The sequence below is a fragment of the Bacillus arachidis genome (genome assembly GCF_030285945.1).
GTDB lineage: Bacteria > Bacillota > Bacilli > Bacillales > Bacillaceae_G > Bacillus_A > Bacillus_A arachidis.
This window is the reverse complement of record NZ_CP127376.1, coordinates 2,294,664-2,315,896: the sequence shown is the minus strand read 5'-3', so window position 1 is coordinate 2,315,896 and position 21,233 is coordinate 2,294,664. Positions and strand designations below refer to the sequence as shown.

General features: G+C 35.0%; 20 protein-coding genes and 2 pseudogenes. 1 reads left to right on the top strand and 21 read right to left on the bottom strand.

The window, feature by feature from the left end; all coding sequences use genetic code 11:
* Positions 1-10: 10 nt before the first annotated feature.
* From QRY57_RS13380 to QRY57_RS13345, 8 genes and pseudogenes are all read right to left on the bottom strand, one after another.
* Complete coding sequence (locus tag QRY57_RS13380; RefSeq protein WP_026590850.1) at positions 11-838, bottom strand: carbohydrate ABC transporter permease; 828 nt, start codon at positions 836-838, stop codon at positions 11-13.
* A gap of 15 nt (positions 839-853) precedes the next feature.
* The gene (locus QRY57_RS13375; RefSeq protein WP_090689380.1) at positions 854-1,813 is read right to left on the bottom strand and encodes a carbohydrate ABC transporter permease; all 960 of its coding nucleotides are present in this window, start codon (positions 1,811-1,813) and stop codon (positions 854-856) included.
* Positions 1,814-1,839: 26 nt separating this feature from the next.
* A complete protein-coding gene (locus QRY57_RS13370; protein WP_286017860.1) occupies positions 1,840-3,090 on the bottom strand; it encodes an ABC transporter substrate-binding protein in 1,251 nt (416 codons plus the stop codon).
* A gap of 102 nt (positions 3,091-3,192) precedes the next feature.
* Complete coding sequence (locus tag QRY57_RS13365) at positions 3,193-4,221, bottom strand: LacI family DNA-binding transcriptional regulator (protein WP_026590847.1); 1,029 nt, start codon at positions 4,219-4,221, stop codon at positions 3,193-3,195.
* A 923-nt stretch (positions 4,222-5,144) separates the two neighbouring features.
* A pseudogene (locus QRY57_RS13360) lies at positions 5,145-5,463 on the bottom strand (DDE-type integrase/transposase/recombinase); the annotation flags it as partial.
* The gene (locus tag QRY57_RS13355) at positions 5,462-6,091 is read right to left on the bottom strand and encodes a Type 1 glutamine amidotransferase-like domain-containing protein (RefSeq protein ID WP_432804074.1); all 630 of its coding nucleotides are present in this window, start codon (positions 6,089-6,091) and stop codon (positions 5,462-5,464) included. The gene QRY57_RS13355 and the pseudogene QRY57_RS13360, both read right to left, overlap by 2 nt.
* A gap of 91 nt (positions 6,092-6,182) precedes the next feature.
* Positions 6,183-6,371: a hypothetical protein gene (locus QRY57_RS13350; protein WP_286017697.1), complete on the bottom strand. Its 189-nt coding sequence runs from the start codon at positions 6,369-6,371 to the stop codon at positions 6,183-6,185.
* Between the two features lie 11 nt (positions 6,372-6,382).
* Complete coding sequence (locus QRY57_RS13345; RefSeq protein ID WP_286017696.1) at positions 6,383-7,003, bottom strand: flavin reductase family protein; 621 nt, start codon at positions 7,001-7,003, stop codon at positions 6,383-6,385.
* A 94-nt stretch (positions 7,004-7,097) separates the two neighbouring features.
* On the opposite strand from QRY57_RS13345, the gene QRY57_RS13340 reads away from it, so the two are divergent.
* Positions 7,098-7,775 carry an ArsR/SmtB family transcription factor gene (locus QRY57_RS13340; protein WP_286017859.1) on the top strand — a complete coding sequence of 226 codons (678 nt, stop codon included), beginning with the start codon at positions 7,098-7,100 and terminating at the stop codon, positions 7,773-7,775.
* A gap of 392 nt (positions 7,776-8,167) precedes the next feature.
* Here QRY57_RS13340 and QRY57_RS13335 read toward each other — a convergent pair whose 3' ends face one another.
* From QRY57_RS13335 to QRY57_RS13275, 13 genes and pseudogenes are all read right to left on the bottom strand, one after another.
* Positions 8,168-8,572, bottom strand: a complete 405-nt coding sequence (locus tag QRY57_RS13335) for a hypothetical protein (protein ID WP_286017695.1) — start codon at positions 8,570-8,572, stop codon at positions 8,168-8,170.
* A 167-nt stretch (positions 8,573-8,739) separates the two neighbouring features.
* Positions 8,740-10,680 (bottom strand): AMP-binding protein, encoded by a 1,941-nt coding sequence (locus QRY57_RS13330; protein ID WP_286017694.1) that lies wholly within the window; start codon positions 10,678-10,680, stop codon positions 8,740-8,742.
* Positions 10,681-10,728: 48 nt separating this feature from the next.
* Positions 10,729-12,270 (bottom strand): acyl-CoA carboxylase subunit beta, encoded by a 1,542-nt coding sequence (locus QRY57_RS13325; protein WP_286017693.1) that lies wholly within the window; start codon positions 12,268-12,270, stop codon positions 10,729-10,731.
* 2 nt (positions 12,271-12,272) lie between these two features.
* Complete coding sequence (locus QRY57_RS13320; RefSeq protein WP_026590841.1) at positions 12,273-13,061, bottom strand: enoyl-CoA hydratase; 789 nt, start codon at positions 13,059-13,061, stop codon at positions 12,273-12,275.
* A 4-nt stretch (positions 13,062-13,065) separates the two neighbouring features.
* Positions 13,066-13,977 (bottom strand): hydroxymethylglutaryl-CoA lyase, encoded by a 912-nt coding sequence (locus QRY57_RS13315; protein ID WP_026590840.1) that lies wholly within the window; start codon positions 13,975-13,977, stop codon positions 13,066-13,068.
* A 22-nt stretch (positions 13,978-13,999) separates the two neighbouring features.
* Complete coding sequence (locus QRY57_RS13310; protein ID WP_026590839.1) at positions 14,000-14,215, bottom strand: acetyl-CoA carboxylase biotin carboxyl carrier protein subunit; 216 nt, start codon at positions 14,213-14,215, stop codon at positions 14,000-14,002.
* A 27-nt stretch (positions 14,216-14,242) separates the two neighbouring features.
* Complete coding sequence (locus tag QRY57_RS13305; protein WP_286017692.1) at positions 14,243-15,580, bottom strand: acetyl-CoA carboxylase biotin carboxylase subunit; 1,338 nt, start codon at positions 15,578-15,580, stop codon at positions 14,243-14,245.
* 15 nt (positions 15,581-15,595) lie between these two features.
* Positions 15,596-16,741, bottom strand: coding sequence for an acyl-CoA dehydrogenase (locus QRY57_RS13300; RefSeq protein WP_026590837.1), 1,146 nt, complete (start codon positions 16,739-16,741; stop codon positions 15,596-15,598).
* Positions 16,742-17,023: 282 nt separating this feature from the next.
* Positions 17,024-17,641: pseudogene (locus QRY57_RS13295) on the bottom strand (YbgA family protein); the annotation flags it as partial.
* A gap of 5 nt (positions 17,642-17,646) precedes the next feature.
* Positions 17,647-18,300 carry a TetR/AcrR family transcriptional regulator gene (locus QRY57_RS13290; protein WP_286017691.1) on the bottom strand — a complete coding sequence of 218 codons (654 nt, stop codon included), beginning with the start codon at positions 18,298-18,300 and terminating at the stop codon, positions 17,647-17,649.
* A 24-nt stretch (positions 18,301-18,324) separates the two neighbouring features.
* Positions 18,325-19,344, bottom strand: coding sequence for an ABC transporter permease (locus tag QRY57_RS13285; RefSeq protein ID WP_286017690.1), 1,020 nt, complete (start codon positions 19,342-19,344; stop codon positions 18,325-18,327).
* Positions 19,341-20,066 (bottom strand): ABC transporter ATP-binding protein, encoded by a 726-nt coding sequence (locus QRY57_RS13280; protein WP_286017689.1) that lies wholly within the window; start codon positions 20,064-20,066, stop codon positions 19,341-19,343. Before QRY57_RS13280 ends, QRY57_RS13285 begins: the two co-directional genes overlap by 4 nt.
* A 202-nt stretch (positions 20,067-20,268) precedes the next feature.
* Positions 20,269-20,520 carry a hypothetical protein gene (locus tag QRY57_RS13275; RefSeq protein ID WP_286017688.1) on the bottom strand — a complete coding sequence of 84 codons (252 nt, stop codon included), beginning with the start codon at positions 20,518-20,520 and terminating at the stop codon, positions 20,269-20,271.
* Positions 20,521-21,233: the final 713 nt, after the last annotated feature.

The window sequence follows — 21,233 nt, the reverse complement described above, 5'->3', positions numbered from 1 at the left end:
ATCAGGAACATTATTTGATACCTGTATTTTGAACGCCATCCAGGATAAAGCGCTGTGCTATAAAAAATACTATAATGGGAGGAATACAAATTAATAGAGTCGAAGCCATGATAGAAGTCATATCAACTCCAAACATCCCTTTGAATTGCATGAGTCCCAACGTTAAAGTGTATTTACTTTGATCGTTCAGAAAAATTAATGGTCCTAAATAATCATTCCATGAGCCTAACATTTGAAACACACCGACAACCACCAATACTGGAGCCATTAACGGAATGAATATCCGAGAAAAAATTTGAAAATGGTTCGCCCCGTCTATGATCGCTGCTTCTTCCATTTCTTTAGGAACTCCTAATAAAAATTGACGAAGTAAAAAAATGAAGTAGGGTGATCCAAAAAAGTTAGGAACAATCAGTGGTTTTAAAGTATTAATCCAGCCCAACTGATTAAATTCCATATATAAGGGAATTGCAGTTACATCCCAGGGAATCATCATTCCTGCTAGTAAAATTAGAAAAAGAATGTCCCTTCCTTTAAAATTGAATCTGGCAAATCCATAAGCTACTAAAGAAGATGATAATAGTTGTCCGATGATGCCTAATCCTGTAACAATCAAAGAATTTTTCAGAAATGTTGTAAAAGGTAAAACAGTCCAGGCTGTATAAAAATTACTAAATTCAAACTGAGACGGAATTAGTTTCGGAGGAAAAACAAATGTCTCAGCAGGGGTTTTTACAGCTGTAATGAACATCCAAAGAAATGGTGCGATAAAAAATAAACAAAAAATAATCAGTATTGTATGTACAATAACCTTCGTTGTTATACTTCTCGTAATCATCATATTCCTCCTTTCCTATTTTTGTTTCTTTTTCATTTCATTTTCATAGTAAACCCAAGTATTAGATGTTTTGAAAACCAGTAATGTCAGAGCCAAAATAATTAAGAACATAAACCAAGCATTTGCGGATGCATAACCCATTTTAAAATACTTGAAAGCATTTTCATAAACATACATCGCATAGAAATACGTCTTTCTTAAAGGTCCTCCACCTGTTAGAACAAGCGCGAGTGTTAACTGTTGAAATGCTGAAATGATAGCAGTAATGACATTAAACAGAATGGTTGGGCTCAGCATCGGAAGTGTTATTTTACTGAACTTGTGCCATTTACTTGCACCATCTATATCTGCAGCTTCATATAGGTCTTTCGGTATATTTTTTAAACCGGCTAAGAATATCAGCATCATAGTCCCTTGCCCCCAAATACCTGCAAACACGATGGCAAAAAGTGACCAGGTTGGATCATTTAGCCAGTTTGGTCCATTAATGCCTATTAATGATAGTAGATAGTTTAGTAAACCGTATTCACCGTCGTACATCCATGACCAAATCATTGAAAGGGCTACTCCCGAAACAACCGTAGGAAGATAGAATATCGTTCTATAGCCTGAAAGCCATTTTACTTTTTGGTTTAATAATATAGCTAGCAAGAGAGCAATACCGATGTTTAACGGTACTAAAATAGCAGCAAACTTAAAGGTAACTCCTAAAGATTGCCAAAACACTGGATCATTTGTAAACATATCAACATAATTTTTGAAACCAATAAACGTTGGGGTTCCAACAGTAGGCCAATCAAAAAAGCTTATGATAAGAGAAAAAATCAAGGGTCCGAACGTAAAACAGAAGAAACCAATGATCCAAGGAGAAATGAATAGATAGGGAGTAAGGTCTCCCCATCTAATCTTTGATAGAATGGATATAGGTCGTTCGGGAACCGTTTGAGTTATTTTATTTTCAGTTTTTATAATCATGAAATGATCCCCTTCTTTCTCTTAAACTATTTTTTCAATTCAGGCTCTATTAATTTAACCGCTTCATTCAAGGCTTTATCTGCTGAATTTTGCCCTAATAATACACTGCTAATTGCATAATCTAGTTTTTTGTCAACTTCTGTCCATTTGCTTGTAAGTAAAAAGCCTGGAGTATCTGATGATCTTTCAAGCATAGAATAGAATGTACTTAATAACTGATCATTTTTATGACTTTGTTCGGAAACCACACTCTTAAGTACTGGCATATCAGACTTTCTCATTTTTGCTGCTTCTGCTGATACAAAGTATTTGATAAATTTCCAAGCTATGTCTTTTTCTTTAGAGTCTTTGGCCATTGCAATTCCTGCAGAATGGATAACACCCTTTGAAGGTTGTCCATGAAAGGCTGGAATTTCTGCAGTTCCAAAATCCATGCCAGCCTTTTTAAATTCTTCTAAAGGCCAAATGCCGTTCTCGATCATAGCGATTTTCCCTGATTTGAAACTATCAGTGACTTTATCAGACACAATAGCACTATTTTCATCAATCATATGTTGAAAGTCTTTAAGGACTTCTTGTGTTTTTGGACTATTCATATATCCATCTACCTTTTTGCCGTCAGGACTAATGAAACTACTCCCATTACTCCATACATATTCTTGGAATGCATATGAATTTTTTTTGGAAGAGAGAACAAACCCATATTGTTTCTTTTCAGGATTGGATAACTTTTTCGCTGCATCACTGAACTGCTCCCAAGTCCAACCAGAAGTCGGAAGAGGTACCCCTGCTTCTTGGAAAAGTTTTTTATTGTAGTAAATGACGCGAGTGGTAAAACCAACTGGAAATCCATAGGTAGTATCTTTAAATTTGTGATAGTTTAGAATATTTGTATAAAAATCATCAAAAGTAGTTTTAAAACTACTGTCTTTATTTACGTAGTCATCAAGTGGCTCCAGAGATTTATAGTAATCTGGATAATTCCACATATACATGACATCAGGGGGATTTTTTGCGCCGAAAGAAGCAGCCAGCTTATCCTCAAACCCGTCAGCATATGCTTCAACTTGCACTTTCACTCCTGGATTCGCCTTTTCAAACTTTTTCGCAATATCTTGTTGGTATTTGAGACTCTCTCCAGTATCCCATGTAGCAAAGCGTAATACTTTCTCCCCACTTTTACCTTGACTAGAAGATTTCTCACTGTTCGCGCAAGCAGAAAGCACCATTGCAAAAGAAATAGCTAAAATTAATAATAACGATATTCTTTTTTTCAACATAAATCCCCCTATCATTTTTTGAAGATCAATTTTGTCTTTTGTAAAACAATCTTTAGACCTAACTTTAAGAATACGTTTTCATTCCTTCTTAAAAATTTTTTAAATCCCCTCACCTCCACAACTTTTTCTAATAATCAAATTAGTCGGAACCACCACTTTTAATGGCAGTGTTCTCCCATCAATGCGTTCAACTAGAAGATTTACTGCTACTTTCCCCATCTCCTCGGTATGAACTTTTACAGTGGATAATGGAGGAGTAACAAATTCGCATAATTCAATCCCATCAAATCCAAAGATTGCGATATCATCAGGAACCTTTAATCCTGAATCCGTTAAAGCTTTCAAAGCACCAATGGCCATAGGGTCACTTCCAATGAAAAAGGCGGTAGGGAGATTCCCTGAATGGATCGCTTCCTCCATTAGCGTTAAGCCATCTTTCGTTGCCCATTTTCCAATATAAGTATATTCCGGGTTATATAATCCCTGTTCCGTTAGCATTTTTTCATATGTTCTTTTTCGTACATCTTGAATCTCTAATTTTCCAGATAATCCACCAATGGTATATGATTGACCACCAATATAACCGATTTTTTTGTGTCCTAAATCCAATAAGTATTGAATAACCTTTTCAGTAGCTTTTTCACAATCTATCACCACTGAATCATATAGTTGTTCGTCAGGAGATACATCGACAAACACTAAATGTTGTACTTGCTTTACTTGATTTTCCACCTCTTCTTGACCTATGACTCCTACTACTATTAATCCATCCAATCCTTCTAGATCCTTTTTATTGAAAGGAGGTCTCAACACTTTCGATAGTTCAATTCCCAATTCAATCATTCTCTTTTCAATTCCATTACGAATGGCCAAAAAATATGGATCATCAAATTCCGATTCCTGAGAAAGATACATCAAAAGCCCAATTTTTCCGTACTGCTTAGGATTGGTAATTTTTTTTTCTATATTTCGTTGCTTTTTAGGTATGTAATCTAACTCTTCTGCAGCCTGAAGGATTTTTTTCCGAGTCTCTTCTGTAACGGATAAAGTTTGATCCTCATTTAACACTCTTGATACAGTCGTTTTTGATATCTGTGCCTTTTTGGCAATTTCATTTAATGTTACCAATATGATTACCTCTTTTTCTATTTTTAGTAAATAAAATTAATAATTTACTGAATTTTTACTTAAATATAATATATCAGAGGTAAAAAATAAGCGCAATATTAATTTTCAAAATTTTCAATTTAATTTTTCGCCACTATTCACCCATATTGAAATTCATGGATCCGAAGATTTTAATAACTATTAACATTCACTCATTTTTTATTACGATAAAAAGAGCGAAAAAAGTCCAGTGAATAAATCAATTAATTTAGTAAACTAAAAAAATAAACCTCTTAAATAAAAATTCACTGAAGAAACATTCAGCCTCTTCAACTGTAATTGCATTAATCTCATTGCTATTGGGGTAGCGAGTGCCATCAAAGGAGTTAATAAAAATAATGAGTTTTGAGGGTAACACGGGTACGATGTGGCTTCATCCTCGGGTCTAATTGGTATGGAATTACAAGGAGCAATGGCCATATTCACCGTTAATTTAAAAAGAATCGTAAAACTTTTGGGTTAAGATAAGCAAAAAACAGTGTGGAAATTAAGAAAAGCCGACTATTCCTTCCAGAATTATGGATTGAAAGTCGGCTTTTTTATTTAATATAAGAACTTTTCATCGGTAATTTTTGGTTAACCAATTATATTAGATTGTGAAAGGATGTCCAAAATTCCGACCCATTTTCAATGTAAACGTCAAGTAACTCCAAAATATACAATAAAAGTTGATTTTGGAGTTGTTTTTTGTTTGCTTCACTTTTTTTTGGTACTCTGCAACTAGATGGTAAATCCATTGATCACGGCAAGACTTTATCAATTTCCTCTTTATTGTTTAAATCGATGTTGGGAAGTGTTTCAAACAAATAACGAAGATAATGATAGAGACTTAGATACTACAGCAACTGTTTGAACAACATCAAAAACATCTGATCAATTTGATAGTTCTTATCTACTGTTATCACACGAGGTTTAGAAACGTACGAAAAGGCCAAGGCTTTCTTGAAAAAGCACTTGGCTGCTTGTTTATCTCTTGATTTACTTAGATAAAAATCAATGGTATTCTGTTCTGAATCAACGAAACGATATAAATATAGTGCATTTTTACTTTAATATAGGTTTCATCAACTCACCATGAATCATTTGTTGTTTTAGATGCTGTCGTACTTTCTCTTTTAATTGAGATCCATATTGATGAACTCAGCGCATAATCTTTATATGATCAATTGATAATCCTCTTACCTCCATCATTTTCACCAGATTAGATTTTTATTATATCTCCAATCAATTTAATATTTTCTCCATCAATAACTATCCCGCCACCATCTTTACAAGCAAAAATGGTCCTATTGCTCAACTTGGAATAATCCTTTAATAAATCTAAATATTTTTCACTTTGTTCCTCACTCCAATGAGGCAGAAAATCAAAATCTACAAAACCTAAAGAGCTTCTATCCTCTAGTCCTATTATATCTTCGTCTACAAATTGAGCTGTATCAATACTTTTAGTTGTTATTATACTGCCTGCACTAACCCCAATCAAAACCCCACCATTTTCCACATAATATTTTAATGGCTGCATTAAATTTCTTTTTCTTAGGGAATTTAAAAAGCGGAATGTATTTCCACCCGAAAGATGTATTGCATCATAATTAAATATGTCATTAATCTTTCTTTCATCATATTCTTTATCTAAATCAAAATATTCTACATTACTAATTCCTAATTCTCTATAGTATTTAACTACATAATTAAAATACTTTCCTGTTACATCTGAAGATGATCGAAGATATGCTATTGAAGGGTTTTCTTTATTTAATAATCTTAAAAGTTCATAATCCAATTTTCTATCTTCTTGCACTTGATCACTATATAGTACTATTTTTCTCACTAAAATCCCCCTATTTTCTAGTTCGTAAATTACTTGTTTTCAGTTAATTAAGCCTAGTGTTTATCACTGACACCTATAAAACGAATTGCAATTATGTATTAATATCACCTTTCATCATTACTTTTTCAGAAGTATATTGTCTTATATGTTCATAAGCAAGTTCAATTGCATGTTCTTTTGAATCTATAAGAGAGAGATTCCGTGTTTTTGGATTCCAATATTCATATCCCTCATCTTCTGTCCATCGAAAAACTTCAATTGTATATAATTTGTCATTCAAAATACATACAACTAACTTTCAGCTCGATAATTCTTCCCAAGCTCTTCTCCTATCGAAAAATAGTGCCTAAAGTTATAAAATAACGGACTCCATTTTTGCGGATCAATATGGTTTTCCCCTAGTATTATCTCTTCATGCGCATGTACATGAACAACCTCGGTTTCAACAATTGCAAAGAAAGGATCATATTCTAGAATCCTAATTTGTTTTACGATTGTTTCGATTTGTAATGGGCATTCTTTAATACGTTGTGGTTTTACAAATTTTGAATCTAGCGGAGTCAAGCCAGCTAGTGCAAATTTATCTTTTTGATAGGTATATCCCATTTCTTGTTTGTAAACTGGGACATGTTCTAATCCTGTATAAGGTGCGATTTTTTCCACTTGTTTCCACTGCGATGAAGAAGGTAAATTAATAACACATTCTCTATTCCTTTCAAGATTTTCAATCGATTTACCTCCCAAACCAATACCTAAAATTACATAGTTTCCTAAAGCCCATGAAGAAGACATTGGACTAATATTTGTTGTTCCATCCTCATCTGATGTCGATAATAAATAAATTGGCATTCCATAGTATAAAATCTTTGGTTTTATTTCTTTACATAACAGTTTCTCTGTTTTAGCATTCATACTATCACTCCTAAATTCGATATTTATTTGTATTGTAAAACACAAATAATTCCATTATCATCGAAATATGGATGTAAAATAAGGAGTGATGCAAATGAATGTAAACGCAGCAAAAATAGCTTCTCTTATTAGTGATACATCACGAGCAACCATCTTAATTCAACTTTTGGATGGTCGTCCACATCCAGCTACTGAATTAGCACATGCCGCAAAAATCAAACCACAAACAGCTAGCTTTCATCTTCAAAAACTATATGAAGCAGAAATTATAGATGTTGAAAAACATGGAAGACACCGTTATTACAAAATAACAAATCATACAATAGCAGAATCTCTAGAAAAAATACTATATTTAGCTCCCCCAGAACCAATTCAATCCTTAAAGCAATCGAAAGAGACTAGAGAAATTCAATATGCCAGAACTTGCTATGACCATTTAGCTGGGAAATTAGGTGTTGAAATTACAAATTCACTTTTGAATAACAACATATTAGTTAAGGAAAATTTACAATTTGAGGTGACTAAAGAGGGACAATTATTTTTCAAAGAATTTGGTATTGACTTGGATTCATTACACAGGAAAAGACGAGCATTCTCAAAATGTTGCTTAGATTGGACTGAAAGACAACACCATATAGCAGGAGCCTTAGGAAAAGCTATATTAGAAAGAATGTTAGAACAAAATTGGGTAACAAAAGCCCCGAAAACGAGAGCTATACATGTAACACATTTAGGAGAACAACAAATATTGCGTACATTTCTTATAAAATGAATTTTTTATTACAAAAATCAATTCTCCTATATACAGAAGAAAACTCGCTTCCTTATACCACAAAGCTTGCGAGTTTTACTTCTTACCAGTAATCATAAATAATAGAATCTAATGTGATTAGGGTAAACGTGCTAGGAGCTAGAGCTGTCGTAGAATTCATTAAAATAATGAACTCTATTTGATACTATATGTAAAAGGATGAAAAGCGTTTGTACAATTAGAAGAGTCCTAAAAAGCCCAATGTGGTATCTACTCATTGGTTAGCTCCCCTGTATAAATTCGATATTTTCTCATTACTATTAATTTTTTACACATATAAGTTTACCTACTAAATTATGAGAATCACAAATAAGAAGCCATTCGCTTTTGAAAATAGCTTCTTTTAAAGAAAACTAGTTATTCTTTTTTACAATGTTAAGAAGCTCTGCATGTATTTCAGAAGCAATTTCTGGTTCTTGTTCACTAACTGCAATAATCTCACAAAGGGATACTGTGCTGCGTGTAGTACGACCGGTTCTTATGGTAACAGTATCACAATTTACAGATTCAACAACACCAACAATTTCAATTGTAGTTCCTCTTAAAATCAAAGTAACTAAATTAAAACTATCTCTTAGTTCTCTTAACTTACGGAAAATACCAGTTGTACAGCAACAATCACATTTTTCATTATGATCTTTTTTACACTCTTTAAATTTCTTCAAGCAATCATCATTATCATCCCAGCATTTAGAATGCTTTTTGTGATCCCGGCATTTAGAATGGGTTTTTTCAAACCATTCATCACGACAACCCATAATTTCCACTCCTTTATTCTTTTACTACACAATATGAAAAAAGGATGAAAATGATAAAGACAAAAACATAGAAGGTAGAAAAACAAACGGTTATCCAATAGAAAAGAATGTAGAATATCCAAAAATAAATAACGAACTCTTATAAAAAAGAGTTCGTTATTTATTTTTTATACTTGCTCAGATTGTAATCCCTGAATATATGATACAACTTCTGGATTCACTAACGAAGATAAATCTCCCAACTCTTTCCCTAAGTATGCTGCTTTAATTACCCGTCTCATTACTTTAGCATTTCGTGTTTTCGGCAAGTCCTCTACAACATGAATATCTTTTGGACATAACGCCTTTCCGATATGAGAGTTTACTAAATTCAATAATTCTTTTTTTAGTTCAGATGTAAATTTTATTCCTTCTTGTAAAACAACAAAGCAATGGCAGACTTCCCCTTTCACCTCATCTGGTACACCAATTGCGGCAGCTTCTATTACATTAGGATGTTTTACAAGAATTGATTCATATTCAGCTGGTCCAATGCGTTTTCCTGCAATATTTAATGTATCATCGGAACGTCCTGTAATGATATATTGTTCACCGTCATAGATTACCCAATCACCGTGTACCCACTTATTATCAAAGCGCGACCAATATGTATTAACGTAGCGCTCGTCATCTTCCCAGAAGCTTTTCGTCATTCCAACCCATGGTTTTTCTAAACACAATTCGCCAACTTCATCAAGAATCGGATTGCCTTGTTCATCTAATACAACAGCTGCCATTCCAGGTAATGATGCATTAAAACTAATCGGCGCAATTGGTTTAACTAACACGTTTCCAAAGATTCCACCAGAAATTTCGGTTCCACCTGAATAGTTACAAATTGGTACCTTTCCTTTTCCAACTGTTTCAAAAAGCCACATCCAAGGATCAGGATTCCACGGTTCACCTGTTGATGCAAATACCTCTAAACTTTCCAGAGAATGTTTCTTTACATATTCATCACCTTTTGCCATCAATGCTCGAATTAATGTTGGAGAAATTCCAAGATGTGTAATTTGATATCGATCGACAGTTTCCCATAATCGATCTGCTTCCGGATAGTCCGGAACACCTTCATACATGACCATTGTTGCCCCATTAATAAGGGAACCAAATAATAAAAATGGTCCCATCATCCAGCCCATATCAGTTACCCATAACACACGATCACCTTGCTTAATATTCATACCAAATCCTGCATCAAATGCTGATTTCAAAGGGAATCCAGCGTGCGTATGTACCGTTCCTTTTGGCTTACCAGTCGTTCCGGATGTATATATGAGCATAAGCGGATCATCGCTTTTCATTTCTTCAGCATGTGTAAATGGCTTTTCCTTTTCAAGAATACTCCAGGAAAGATCATAATTGTGAGGTGTAAAATTATTTCCGGCATGACGGACAATCACAACTTTCTCAACAGTCGGACAATGTTCACACGCTTTATCCACCTCATCTTTTAATGAAACGATTTTACCGCGGCGTGAGAATCCATCAGCTGTAATAATCATTTTGGATCCTGCTGCTTGTACACGCGTCATAACTGCATCAGCTGCAAATCCAGAAAAAATCGGAGAAATAATTGCACCGATTTTCATTACTGCTAACATAGCAACAACTGTTTCTGGAATCATCGGCATGTAAATTGTTACACGATCACCTTTTTCAATGCCCATATGCTTCAAACCATTCGCAACGCGGCTTACCCAGCTATCAAGTTCTTCATATGTAAATGTTTTTGTTGTTCCATTTTCACCTTCATACATGAGGGCAGGTTGTTTTTTTGTTTCTTCATCTGCAAGCCAACGAGATAAAGCAGATTCAACTACATTGCACGTTCCCCCTGTATACCACTGTGCAAACGGTGTACCGTTTGCTAAATCTAACACTTCTGTATACGGCCTCATCCATTGATAGCCAACTGCACGTTCTGCTTCTCCCCAAAACCATGCAGTTTCTTCAATTGACTTGTTATAAAATGCTTCATAATCGTCATAACCCAGCGATTTCATCCATCCGTGCAAACGCGTTTTCTCTTTATATTCTTCTGTTGGAAACCATACGACTTGTTTCACTGTTTTCCCCTCCTCATATTTCGAATAAGAAAACCCTTAATAGGGCTTTTATACTGGATAAACTGGATGTTTTCGATCTGTAAATACTTGATATTTACTCATATACATTTCAAAGCGTTTCTTTAATTCTTCACGTAAATCATTCGGATGAACAATACCATCTATCACCATTTCTGATGCTAGTCGATAAATATCAATATCTTGTTTATATTCTTCACGTTTTTCTGCAATAAAACTTGCACGCTCTTCTTCTGGTAGCGCTGCAATTTTATTCGCGTATACAGCATTGACAGCAGCTTCAGGGCCCATTACAGCAATAGAAGCCGTCGGCAACGCAAGGCAGCAATCCGGCTCAAAAGCTGGGCCTGCCATTGCATATAAACCAGCACCATATGCTTTACGAACAACAATTGAAATTTTCGGTACTGTCGCTTCACTCATTGCAGAAATCATTTTCGCACCGTGACGAATAATACCAGCTCTCTCCACTTTTGTTCCAATCATAAATCCAGGCACATCGGCAAGGAATAATAATGGAATATGATATGCGTCACATAAGTTAATAAACTTTGCTGCTTTATCAGCAGAATCGTGGAATAATACGCCACCTTTCATACGCGGCTGATTTGCAACAATACCAACAGGTTTCCCATCGATTCGTCCTAATCCTGTAATAAGTTCTTGCGCAAATAACTTTTTCACTTCAAAGAAAGAACCTTCATCGATAATACGGTTAATAAGATCTTTCATATTAAAAGGAGCATTTTGATTTTCTGGGATGATTTGTTCTAACGTTTTTTCGAACTGCTTTGGTTCTTGAGGCTTAGTCGCAGGAGCATTTTCTTGATAGTTACTTGGAAAATATGAAATATATCGTCTTGCCTGAGCAATTGCATCTTCTTCTGTTTTACATAACACATCTCCGCATCCTGATACGGAACAATGCATACGAGCACCGCCCATTTCCTCTAATGTTACTTTTTCACCAATAACCATTTCAGCCATGCGCGGTGAACCTAAGTACATGGATGCATTTCCTTCCACCATCATAACAACGTCACAAAAAGCAGGAATATAAGCACCACCAGCTGCTGAAGGACCAAATAATAAACAAATTTGCGGTACCTTACCCGACAGCTTCACCTGGTTATAAAAAATACGTCCTGCACCGCGGCGGCCTGGGAACATTTCAACTTGATCCGTAATACGAGCACCGGCAGAATCAACTAGATAAAACAGTGGTACACGTAACTTTTCAGCTGTTTCTTGGATACGTAAAATCTTTTCAACTGTACGAGAACCCCAAGATCCAGCTTTCACTGTTGAATCATTCGCCATCACACATACAGTTCGTCCGTGTATTTTACCAGTAGCAGTTACAACCCCATCTGCCGGTAAGCCTGACTGCTCGCAATTTGCAAAGAGAGCGTCTTCTACATACTCGCCATTATCAAATAGAAGAGCTAAACGATCCCGAACAAAGATTTTTCCTTTTTCTTTATTTTGCTCATGATATTTCGGAGCTCCGCCTTGTTTAATTGTTTCAACACGTTCTGCAAACGAATTAGATTGTTGTTTTTGTTCTAGCACATTTACTCCCCCTTATACATCGGCTTACGTTTTTCCTTAAATGCCTGTAGTCCTTCTAATCGATCTTTCGTATGAATCACACCTTCATACGCCAGCTTTTCCATTTGTAGTCCAGTGTGCAAATCCACTTGTAAACCATTTGAAATTGCCTCTTTTGCTAATCGAACAGCAATTGGGCCATTACTAGCAATACGTTCTGCAATTTCAATTGCTTTTTCTTCTAGTAAGTTTGTTGGTACAACAAATTCCACCATTCCGTATTCCTTCGCTTCATTTGCTGAAATACGTCTTGCTGTATAAATTAATTCTTTTGCTCTACCAATACCAATTAGTCTTGGTAGTCGTTGCGTACCACCGGCTCCTGGAATAATAGCTAGAGATGTTTCAGTAAGTCCAAGACTTGCTGTTTCTGCTGCAATTCTAAAATCACACGCTAAACTTAATTCAGTACCACCACCAAGTGCAATTCCATTTATTGCAGCAATAACTGGTTGTGATAATTGTTCAACCATATCCATTGTGGAACGAATCATTCCGACTGCATGACGTACTTGTTCCTCATTCATATTGGCACGTTCTTTTAAATCCGCTCCGGCACAAAATGCCTTTTCGCCCGCTCCTGTTAAAATGACAACACGAACATCAGCTTCTTCATTAATATGAGTGAGTGTAGATTGCAACTCTTCCAATAGTGCAAGAGATAACGAATTTGCTTGTCGTTCACGATTTAATGTTATTTTTACAATATGCGGTGTTATATAGTTCACTGAAATATTTTGCAATTGTAACATTTTATCACCTACTTATTGTTTTATGTTGCAATGCTTTATACACATGACTTGGCAATTGAATGTTTAACTTACTTTGAATAAATTGGCTAGCTTTTAATAATTTTTCTTCATTTATATTGGTTTGTACCCCCATTTGATGGAGCATATGTACTAGATCATCCGTTGCAACATTTCCTGAGGCTCCTGGTGCATAAGGACAACCACCGAGACCACCACAAGAACTATCAAATGTCGTAACACCGTATGCCAATGACTGAACGACATTTGCAAGCGCCATCCCGTACGTATTATGAAAATGCATTGCGAATTGAGAAGAATCATATTTTTTAAGTAAATGTTCTAATACATACTCTACTTGCAATGGATTTGCTACACCAATCGTATCCCCAAGTGAGATTTCATAAATGCCATATGAGAAGAGCTGATTACATAACTCATCTACAGCATCAATGCTTACATCCCCCTCATAAGGGCAACCAAATACAGTAGAAACGTAACCTCTTACTCTTTTACCTGCAAATTGTGCCTGCTTTGTAATATCTTTTATAACAGATAATGCTTCTTTAATAGACTTATTGATATTGCTTTTATTATGTGATTCACTTGCTGATAAAAAAACATTCACCTCATCTACATTTTGCAAAAGAGCTCGTTCCAAACCATTTTGATTTGGAACAAGCGCAGCATATGTAACGTCTGGTTTCTGCTTTAACTCTGAAAACACATCACTTGCATCAGCTAAAGCAGGAACCCATTTTGGGTGAACGAACGAGGAAACTTCAATATACGATACTCCAGCTTCTGAAAGTAATTGAATCCATTTCACTTTATCTTTTGTGCCAACAATTTTCTTCTCATTTTGCAAACCATCACGTGGTCCAACTTCTTTAATGACAGCAAAAGTAGGTAGCTTCAATACATTTCACCCCTTCTTCTCCCTATTCAATCTCTATTAATACATCTCCTTCATTAACAAAATCGCCCTCTTGCACATTAATTTTCATGACTGTACCGGCTTCTTCTGAAACGATTGGAATTTCCATTTTCATAGATTCCAAAATGACGACATCCTGTTCTTCTTCTACTGTATCTCCTACTCCCACAACAATCTTCCAAACATTACCTGCCATCGATGCATACACTTTTGTCATCATTTTTTCCCCCTTTAATATTCATAAACCTTATTTTTTTACAAGTTGTTTTGTTACAAAACCTGTTGTATAAATTCCACTTTGGAATACTTCATCTTCTAATACTTGCAGTAGCATTGGTGTATTCGTCTTAATGCCTTCCACTTTCAGTTCTTGAAGTGCATTCTGTAGTTTTTCAATTGCCTCTTGACGTGTTTCACCATGAGCAATTACTTTTGCAATCATTGGATCGTAGAACGGTGTGATTGTCACGTTATTTTCTAAAAAGTGATCAATGCGCACTTTTTCTGGTAACGTTAGGTCCGTAATCTTCCCAGGTGATGGGAAAAATGTTTTTGGATCCTCCGCATAAATACGCGCTTCAATGGCATGACCACTACGATTTATATCGTCCTGCGTAAAGGAAAGCTTTTCACCAGATGCAATAAGTAATTGCTGCTCAACAAGATCTAGACCGGTAATTTCTTCGGTAACGGGATGCTCTACTTGTAATCTCGTATTCATCTCTAAGAAATAAAAGTTTTTCTCATCATCTACAAGAAATTCAACAGTACCTGCATTTATATAGCCAAGAGCTTTTGCTGCTTGTACAGCAACTTCTCCCATTTCTTTACGAGTCGCTTCATCTAAAAATGGAGATGGTGCTTCCTCAATCACTTTTTGATTTCGGCGTTGTACAGAACATTCACGTTCCCATAAATACACTGTATTTCCATGAGTATCAGCTAGAAGCTGAATTTCGATATGATGCGCGTCTGCAATATAGCGCTCTAAGTACATTTCACCATTACCGAAAAAGTTTTGCGCACGCGTTTTATTACTCTCAAATGCCCTGGTGAGCGTTTGCTCAGTTTCTATCAACTGCATTCCAATGCCTCCGCCGCCCGCGGATGCCTTCAGCATTAATGGATAACCAATTTGTTTCGCAATTTCAATCGCTTCCTCAGCAGTCTCAATATTTGTTGTGATTCCTGGTACAACAGGAACATTTGCTTCTTGCATTGCCAGACGCGATTCGATTTTACTACCCATCTTAGCAATAATTTCTTCAGAAGGGCCGATAAATACAAGTCCTTCTTCTTTACAACGAATCGCGAGGGATGGATTTTCTGATAATAATCCATAACCTGGATGAATCGCTTCAGCATTTGTTTTCTTCGCAATGTCTATAATTTTTTCGAGATTTAAATAACTCTCTTGGACACGCGGACCACCAACTAAATAAGCCTCGTTTGCTAGTTTGACATGAAGTGCATTTTCATCTGCCTCTGAATAAATAGCAACTGTACGTATTCCAAGTTTTTGACAAGTTTTAATGATACGAACTGCAATTTCACCACGATTAGCAATTAAGATTTTTTGAAACATAGTGAACCCTCCCTTTTATCTACATCCTAAATGTCTTGCAATTACGAGACGTTGAATTTCAGAAGTTCCTTCACCAATTTCTAAAAGTTTTGCATCGCGAATATGACGCTCAACTTCATATTCACGCATATAACCATATCCACCGTGAATTTGCACGGCTTGATTCGCAATACGACTGGCTGCTTCAGATGCAAAAAGTTTTGCCATAGCTGCTTCTTTACCGAAAGGTTTATCATGATCTTTTAACCAAGCTGCTTTATGTACTAAATTACGCGCCAATTCCACCTCAGTAGCCATATCTGCCAGTTTAAATTGAATCGCTTGGAAATTAGAAATCGTTTTTCCAAATTGCTGACGCTCTTTCGCATATTGAAGTGCACGCTCAAAAGCAGATTGTGCAATCCCTACAGCTAATGCCGCAATGGAAATACGACCTCCATCAAGTGTATATAAAAATTGCTTAAATCCTTTATTCACATCACCAAGAATATTCTCTTTCGGTACACGAACGCTATCAAGTACGATTTCGCAAGTATTAGAAGCGCGAACCCCCATCTTATCGTATGGACTTGAAATCGTTAAACCTTCACTTGTTGTCGGTACAATAAATGCAGAAATACGTTTTTTACCATTTTCCTCAACACCGTTGACAGCGGTTACAATAATTGTATTTGCATACTCCGCATTCGTAATCCAGCACTTTTCACCACTAATTACGTATTCATCACCATCTAAAAATGCTTTTGTTTGTGTGCCACCTGCATCAGATCCAGCGTTCGGTTCTGTTAAACCAAAAGCACCTAATGTTTTTCCAGATGCCATCGGGATTAAATACTTTTGCTTTTGTTCTTCTGTACCAAAGTAATAAATCGGAGAGGCACCTAATGAAATTGTTGCAGCATAACTTAAGCCTGTACCGCCACAAGCACGTCCAATTTCTTCAACAGCTAATGCGTACGATACAGTATCGCCGCCAGAACCTCCATACTCTTCTGGGAATGGGATTCCTAACAAACCTAGTTCGCCCATTTTTTGAAACGTTTCGTATGGAAACTCAGCTGTTTTGTCATAATACACAGCTTTTGGTGCGATTTCCTTTTCAGCAAAGTCACGTACCATTTCTTTAATCATTTGTTTTTCGCGAGTTAGAGTAAATTCCATTCCGCTACACACCCCTTATCGAATATTGAGTTTCGACAGCGTGCGAGTCTGTACTACAAACATTGCTTTTTAAAAGATAAGGATAGTAGTTAGATAATTGTTATAATTCTGTCATAATTTAATTTTAAAACAGATTCTGTACTCATGCACAAAAAAATTCCTACATTGTTCTACAACAACATAGGAATTTTTTTGTCGAATTATGAGGTTTTTTCTTTAACTATCTCTTCCTTTACCTGAATATGAAATTTCTACAAATGCTTCAGGGGACGGTCCAAATTATGTTTGTCTTATTAAATGTTATTCTTCAAAACGCAAGACCCATGACTTAAAACAACAAGCAAACTACTAAGAGGTATTTTCTTTTCTGCATACTTTTTAAGAAGTACCATAAAATACTCTTTCTCTTGCTTTTTTAACTTATTTTTAAAGTAACCAAAAATATGCTGACATACAATTTATATTCGATGTATAGCGAGGTGTCCGCTTCAATAATTCATATAAAATTTTCTCATACTTTTCAAAAACACATTCAAGATTATCGTTTACATGGTTAGCAATAATTCGTCCTAATTCTTTTTGTTTCGTCTGATTATACGCTATAAATATTTATGATCAGATTGAAAAGATACAAGTCCTTTTAAACTTTTATGATGTTTAATTGTTTTAAAATGTGCGATTGTAAACAGTCTCGTAAAGAAATGCTCTCAAATAATAAAATTCGACAATCTTCCCTCTTCCTCTATTGCAACATGCGAAAATTTTTTCAATACAGTATTACCAATACACCTCACCTTTTCCTTTTACTGGTGATTTTTCGTATCCTGTATAAATTTTCACATCTCTAGTTCCACAACTTGGAGAACGATTCTTTAAGATAAAGCCATCGACATCTGGTAAATTTATTACCTCCGTGGTGTTAATCCATATAATATCAATTGAACTGTATGTTCAATTTCCACTTCATCATCCCATTTTTCTTCCGGTAATAATAAAAATCGAGTTAAAATTAACCCCATTATAGAAGATAAAGTAAAGCGCACAACTGAAGATGTAGGCATTTCAATAATTTGCCCTTGTTCTTGAAAATGTATAATTAGTTTTTTAAAACGGGAAAAAAGTTCTTGTTCCACTAATTGTTGTATTTCATTTTTTAATTCTGGTTGAAATGGTACTTCTTGCAATAAAATTTTTAGCATTGGAAAATGTTTTTTAGCAAATTCAAATCGATTTCGTATTGCTATTCTTAAAAACTCTTCGTACGTTTCATACGTATTCTCCAGTATTTCTTTTGCAAAAGCTTGTACGAAAAATGGTGCAGCGAACTTAGTTAATGTGGGCATTACAACCGCTAAAAGTAAATCTTTTTTCGTTTTATAGTAGCGGAAGATCGTTCCCTCCGCTACACCAGCACGCTTTGCAATCTCACTTGTTGAAGTGGACGCATATCCTTTTTCTCCAAACATATCAACCGCTGCTTCTAATATACGCATTTGCCGTTCATTACGCTTATCTGTATCGGTAGCAGCAATTAACTCCTCTAACCAATCTTTTTTCATGCATCATGCCCCTTTTAATAAAATTTATATTCTTCGATGTTTCCTCAAAGCAAATATATTCCCTATTGTAAATAGTAGTGCAAAAAGAAATAACACACAAAGGTCTCCCGCAATTTCAGCAAATCCTTGATTACGAATCATCACTTGTCTCATCGCATCAGCACCATATGTGAGCGGAAATAACTTTCCAAGCATTTGTAGCCACTTATTCATTGATTCCATTGGAAATAAACCTGAAAAGAAAATTTGCGGTACGATAACAAGTGGGATAAATTGAATCATTTGAAATTCGTTATTGGCGTATGCCGATAAAAAAGTACCAAGTGTTAACGCTGTTAGTGAAAGCATACATGTAATGAGTAATGTAAGCCACAGTGATCCTGCTACATATAAATCAAGAATATAAACAGAGAAGCTTACAATGATAACAGATTGTAACAAAGCAAAAATACCAAATCCCAGTATATAACCCATGACAATTTCCCAGCGACGCACTGGAGTAGATAGCAGTCTTTCCAATGTCCCACTTAAACGTTCTCGCACAAATGAAACTCCTGATAAAATAAAGACAAAGAAGAATGTGAAAAAGCCAATTAATACCGGTCCGAGTCCATCGAACATCGTAAAATCTGCGGAACCATGTAAAAAATCAATTTTTGGTTTCATACCAGGCATTTCATTTTTTTCTGTGGCCTTTTGTAATGCTTCTAGCACGGCACGGTTTTTTGAAGAATCGCTACCTTCAAGCAACACATTCACTTTTCCATGTTCGAAAGTGATAATGGCATCTATTTGTTGATTTTCTAACTTAGAATGTGCTTTTTCTTTACTATACTCATAGATGGTAGCATCTTGTTTTTTCATTGATTCTACTATAGGTACTGGAACATCTATTAATGCAATATGGGGAGTGTAATCCTTTTGTGTAAACACTAGCGATAATAACCAAAGGAGTAACATTGGCGCTCCGAACATCATTGCCAACGATCGTTTATCCCGGAAAAATTGCCGAATAATCCGAATAATTACACCACCAATTCTCATGATTCAACCGCTCCTTCCAATAGAAAGACATCTTCAATCCGCCCTGATGAAGTTCGACCTTTTAAATCATTTGGGGTTCCTGTTGCAATTAGCTTCCCATCTCTAATTAATCCAAGACGTTCACAAAATTCAGCTTCGTCCATAATATGTGTTGTCACAATAATCGTTGTTCCTTGTCCTTTGAGTTCATAAAATTTTTCCCAAATAGATTTACGAAGAACTGGATCAATTCCAACCGTTGGCTCATCTAAAATTAAAAGCTTTGGTTCATGTAAAAGTGCCATCGCTAGAGATAACCGTTTCTTCATCCCTCCTGAAAAATGTTGCACTTGTTTTTTAGCATGCTCTGATAATTCAACTAATGTAAAAACTTCTTCAATTCTCTCTTTCTTACGTTTACCTTTCAATCCATACATTGTTGCGATAAAATCTGCGTTCTCATAAGCAGATAACTCTTCATACAGTGCATCAGCCTGTGCCATATAGCCTATTTGCTTCATACCATTTAAATTAGGCATTTTCGTTCCTAAAGCTGTTACTTCACCTGTCGTCGATTCACTAATACCAGCAATCATTTTGATAAGTGTTGTTTTGCCAGAACCTGAAGGGCCTACTAAACCAAAAATTTCTGTTTCTGCTACAGATAGTGAAATATTATGCAATACTTCTTTTTTTCCAAAACGCTTTGATACATCTTGCAAAATAACAGAAGGTTGTTGCAATAAAATCTCCTCCCTTTCTAAAATGAGTGAGTACTCACTTTTATTTTACTCTTGAATTATTATATGTCAAATTTCTTTTATGAGTATTATTTTTTTCAACCTATACTTCTAACAACTAAGTTTGTTATTGAAAATGAATCAGAGTCGACAGTAGAATATTTTTTCTCACTGTCGACTCTGATTCATTTCAAATGATTACAAATTAAGTCTTTAAATTTAAATATTTTCTAATTCTAACAACATCTAAAGAATATTCAATAATTAGTTGTTGTATAGGTAAAATAACTTTTTCCGGATACAAATGTGCATATTTTAAAGTTTCCGCATATTTTTCTAGCCTTTTTTCCAAATACTTTATTATTTGCTCAGGATGATTCACTAATAAACTTTGACTATAATAATGAATTTGCTCCTCAATTGCAGTGTATTCCTCAATTTCAAATTCTTTATACATGTGTACACTCCTTTATAATATTTTTTATATGCACAAGTCATAAACATTTTTATTCGAACGAAAACTGATTATTTTAATTATTTAAACTATAACAAAGAAAGGACGTCAAAATTTGTTAGTTTATGTAGCGTTGAAAAAATTTAACAAAACTGTAATGGATACTTGTACTTTATAGAGAATTTCAATCTTTCATGTAAATTTCCCCCTCATCAATACTATTTTCTATTAAAAGAGTATTGGTGAATAGATAACAGTAATTTCATCGAAAACAAATAAAAAAGTCGTACAAATTAATTAAACTGTACGACTACAATCTCCGGTCTATTAAAAACCCTTTGAGGAATGATGCTATTCCCTAAACCGCTACTTTTTTACTTTCTCAATTAAAAATTTCTGATTTTCTCCAAATGTTTTACTATGTAAATCCGACAACTGGACCATTTTAAACCCTTTAAAATTAGCAGGTATTTTACTTGATGTTGCCAATACTTTTCCTATACTTAATACATTGCTTTGTAGATATGAAAATGCACTAACTCCTACTACTAATATACTTATAATGAATAACCTTTTATATCTTTTTTCATATTTTCCTTCCTTATAAAGGTACAATCAGTATGTATTTTTTAGCATTCCTTTTCAAATCGTATTATTAGCATTTTATTATATGGCTTATCTTGATAGAATAGATAATATTGTGTTTTTTGAATATA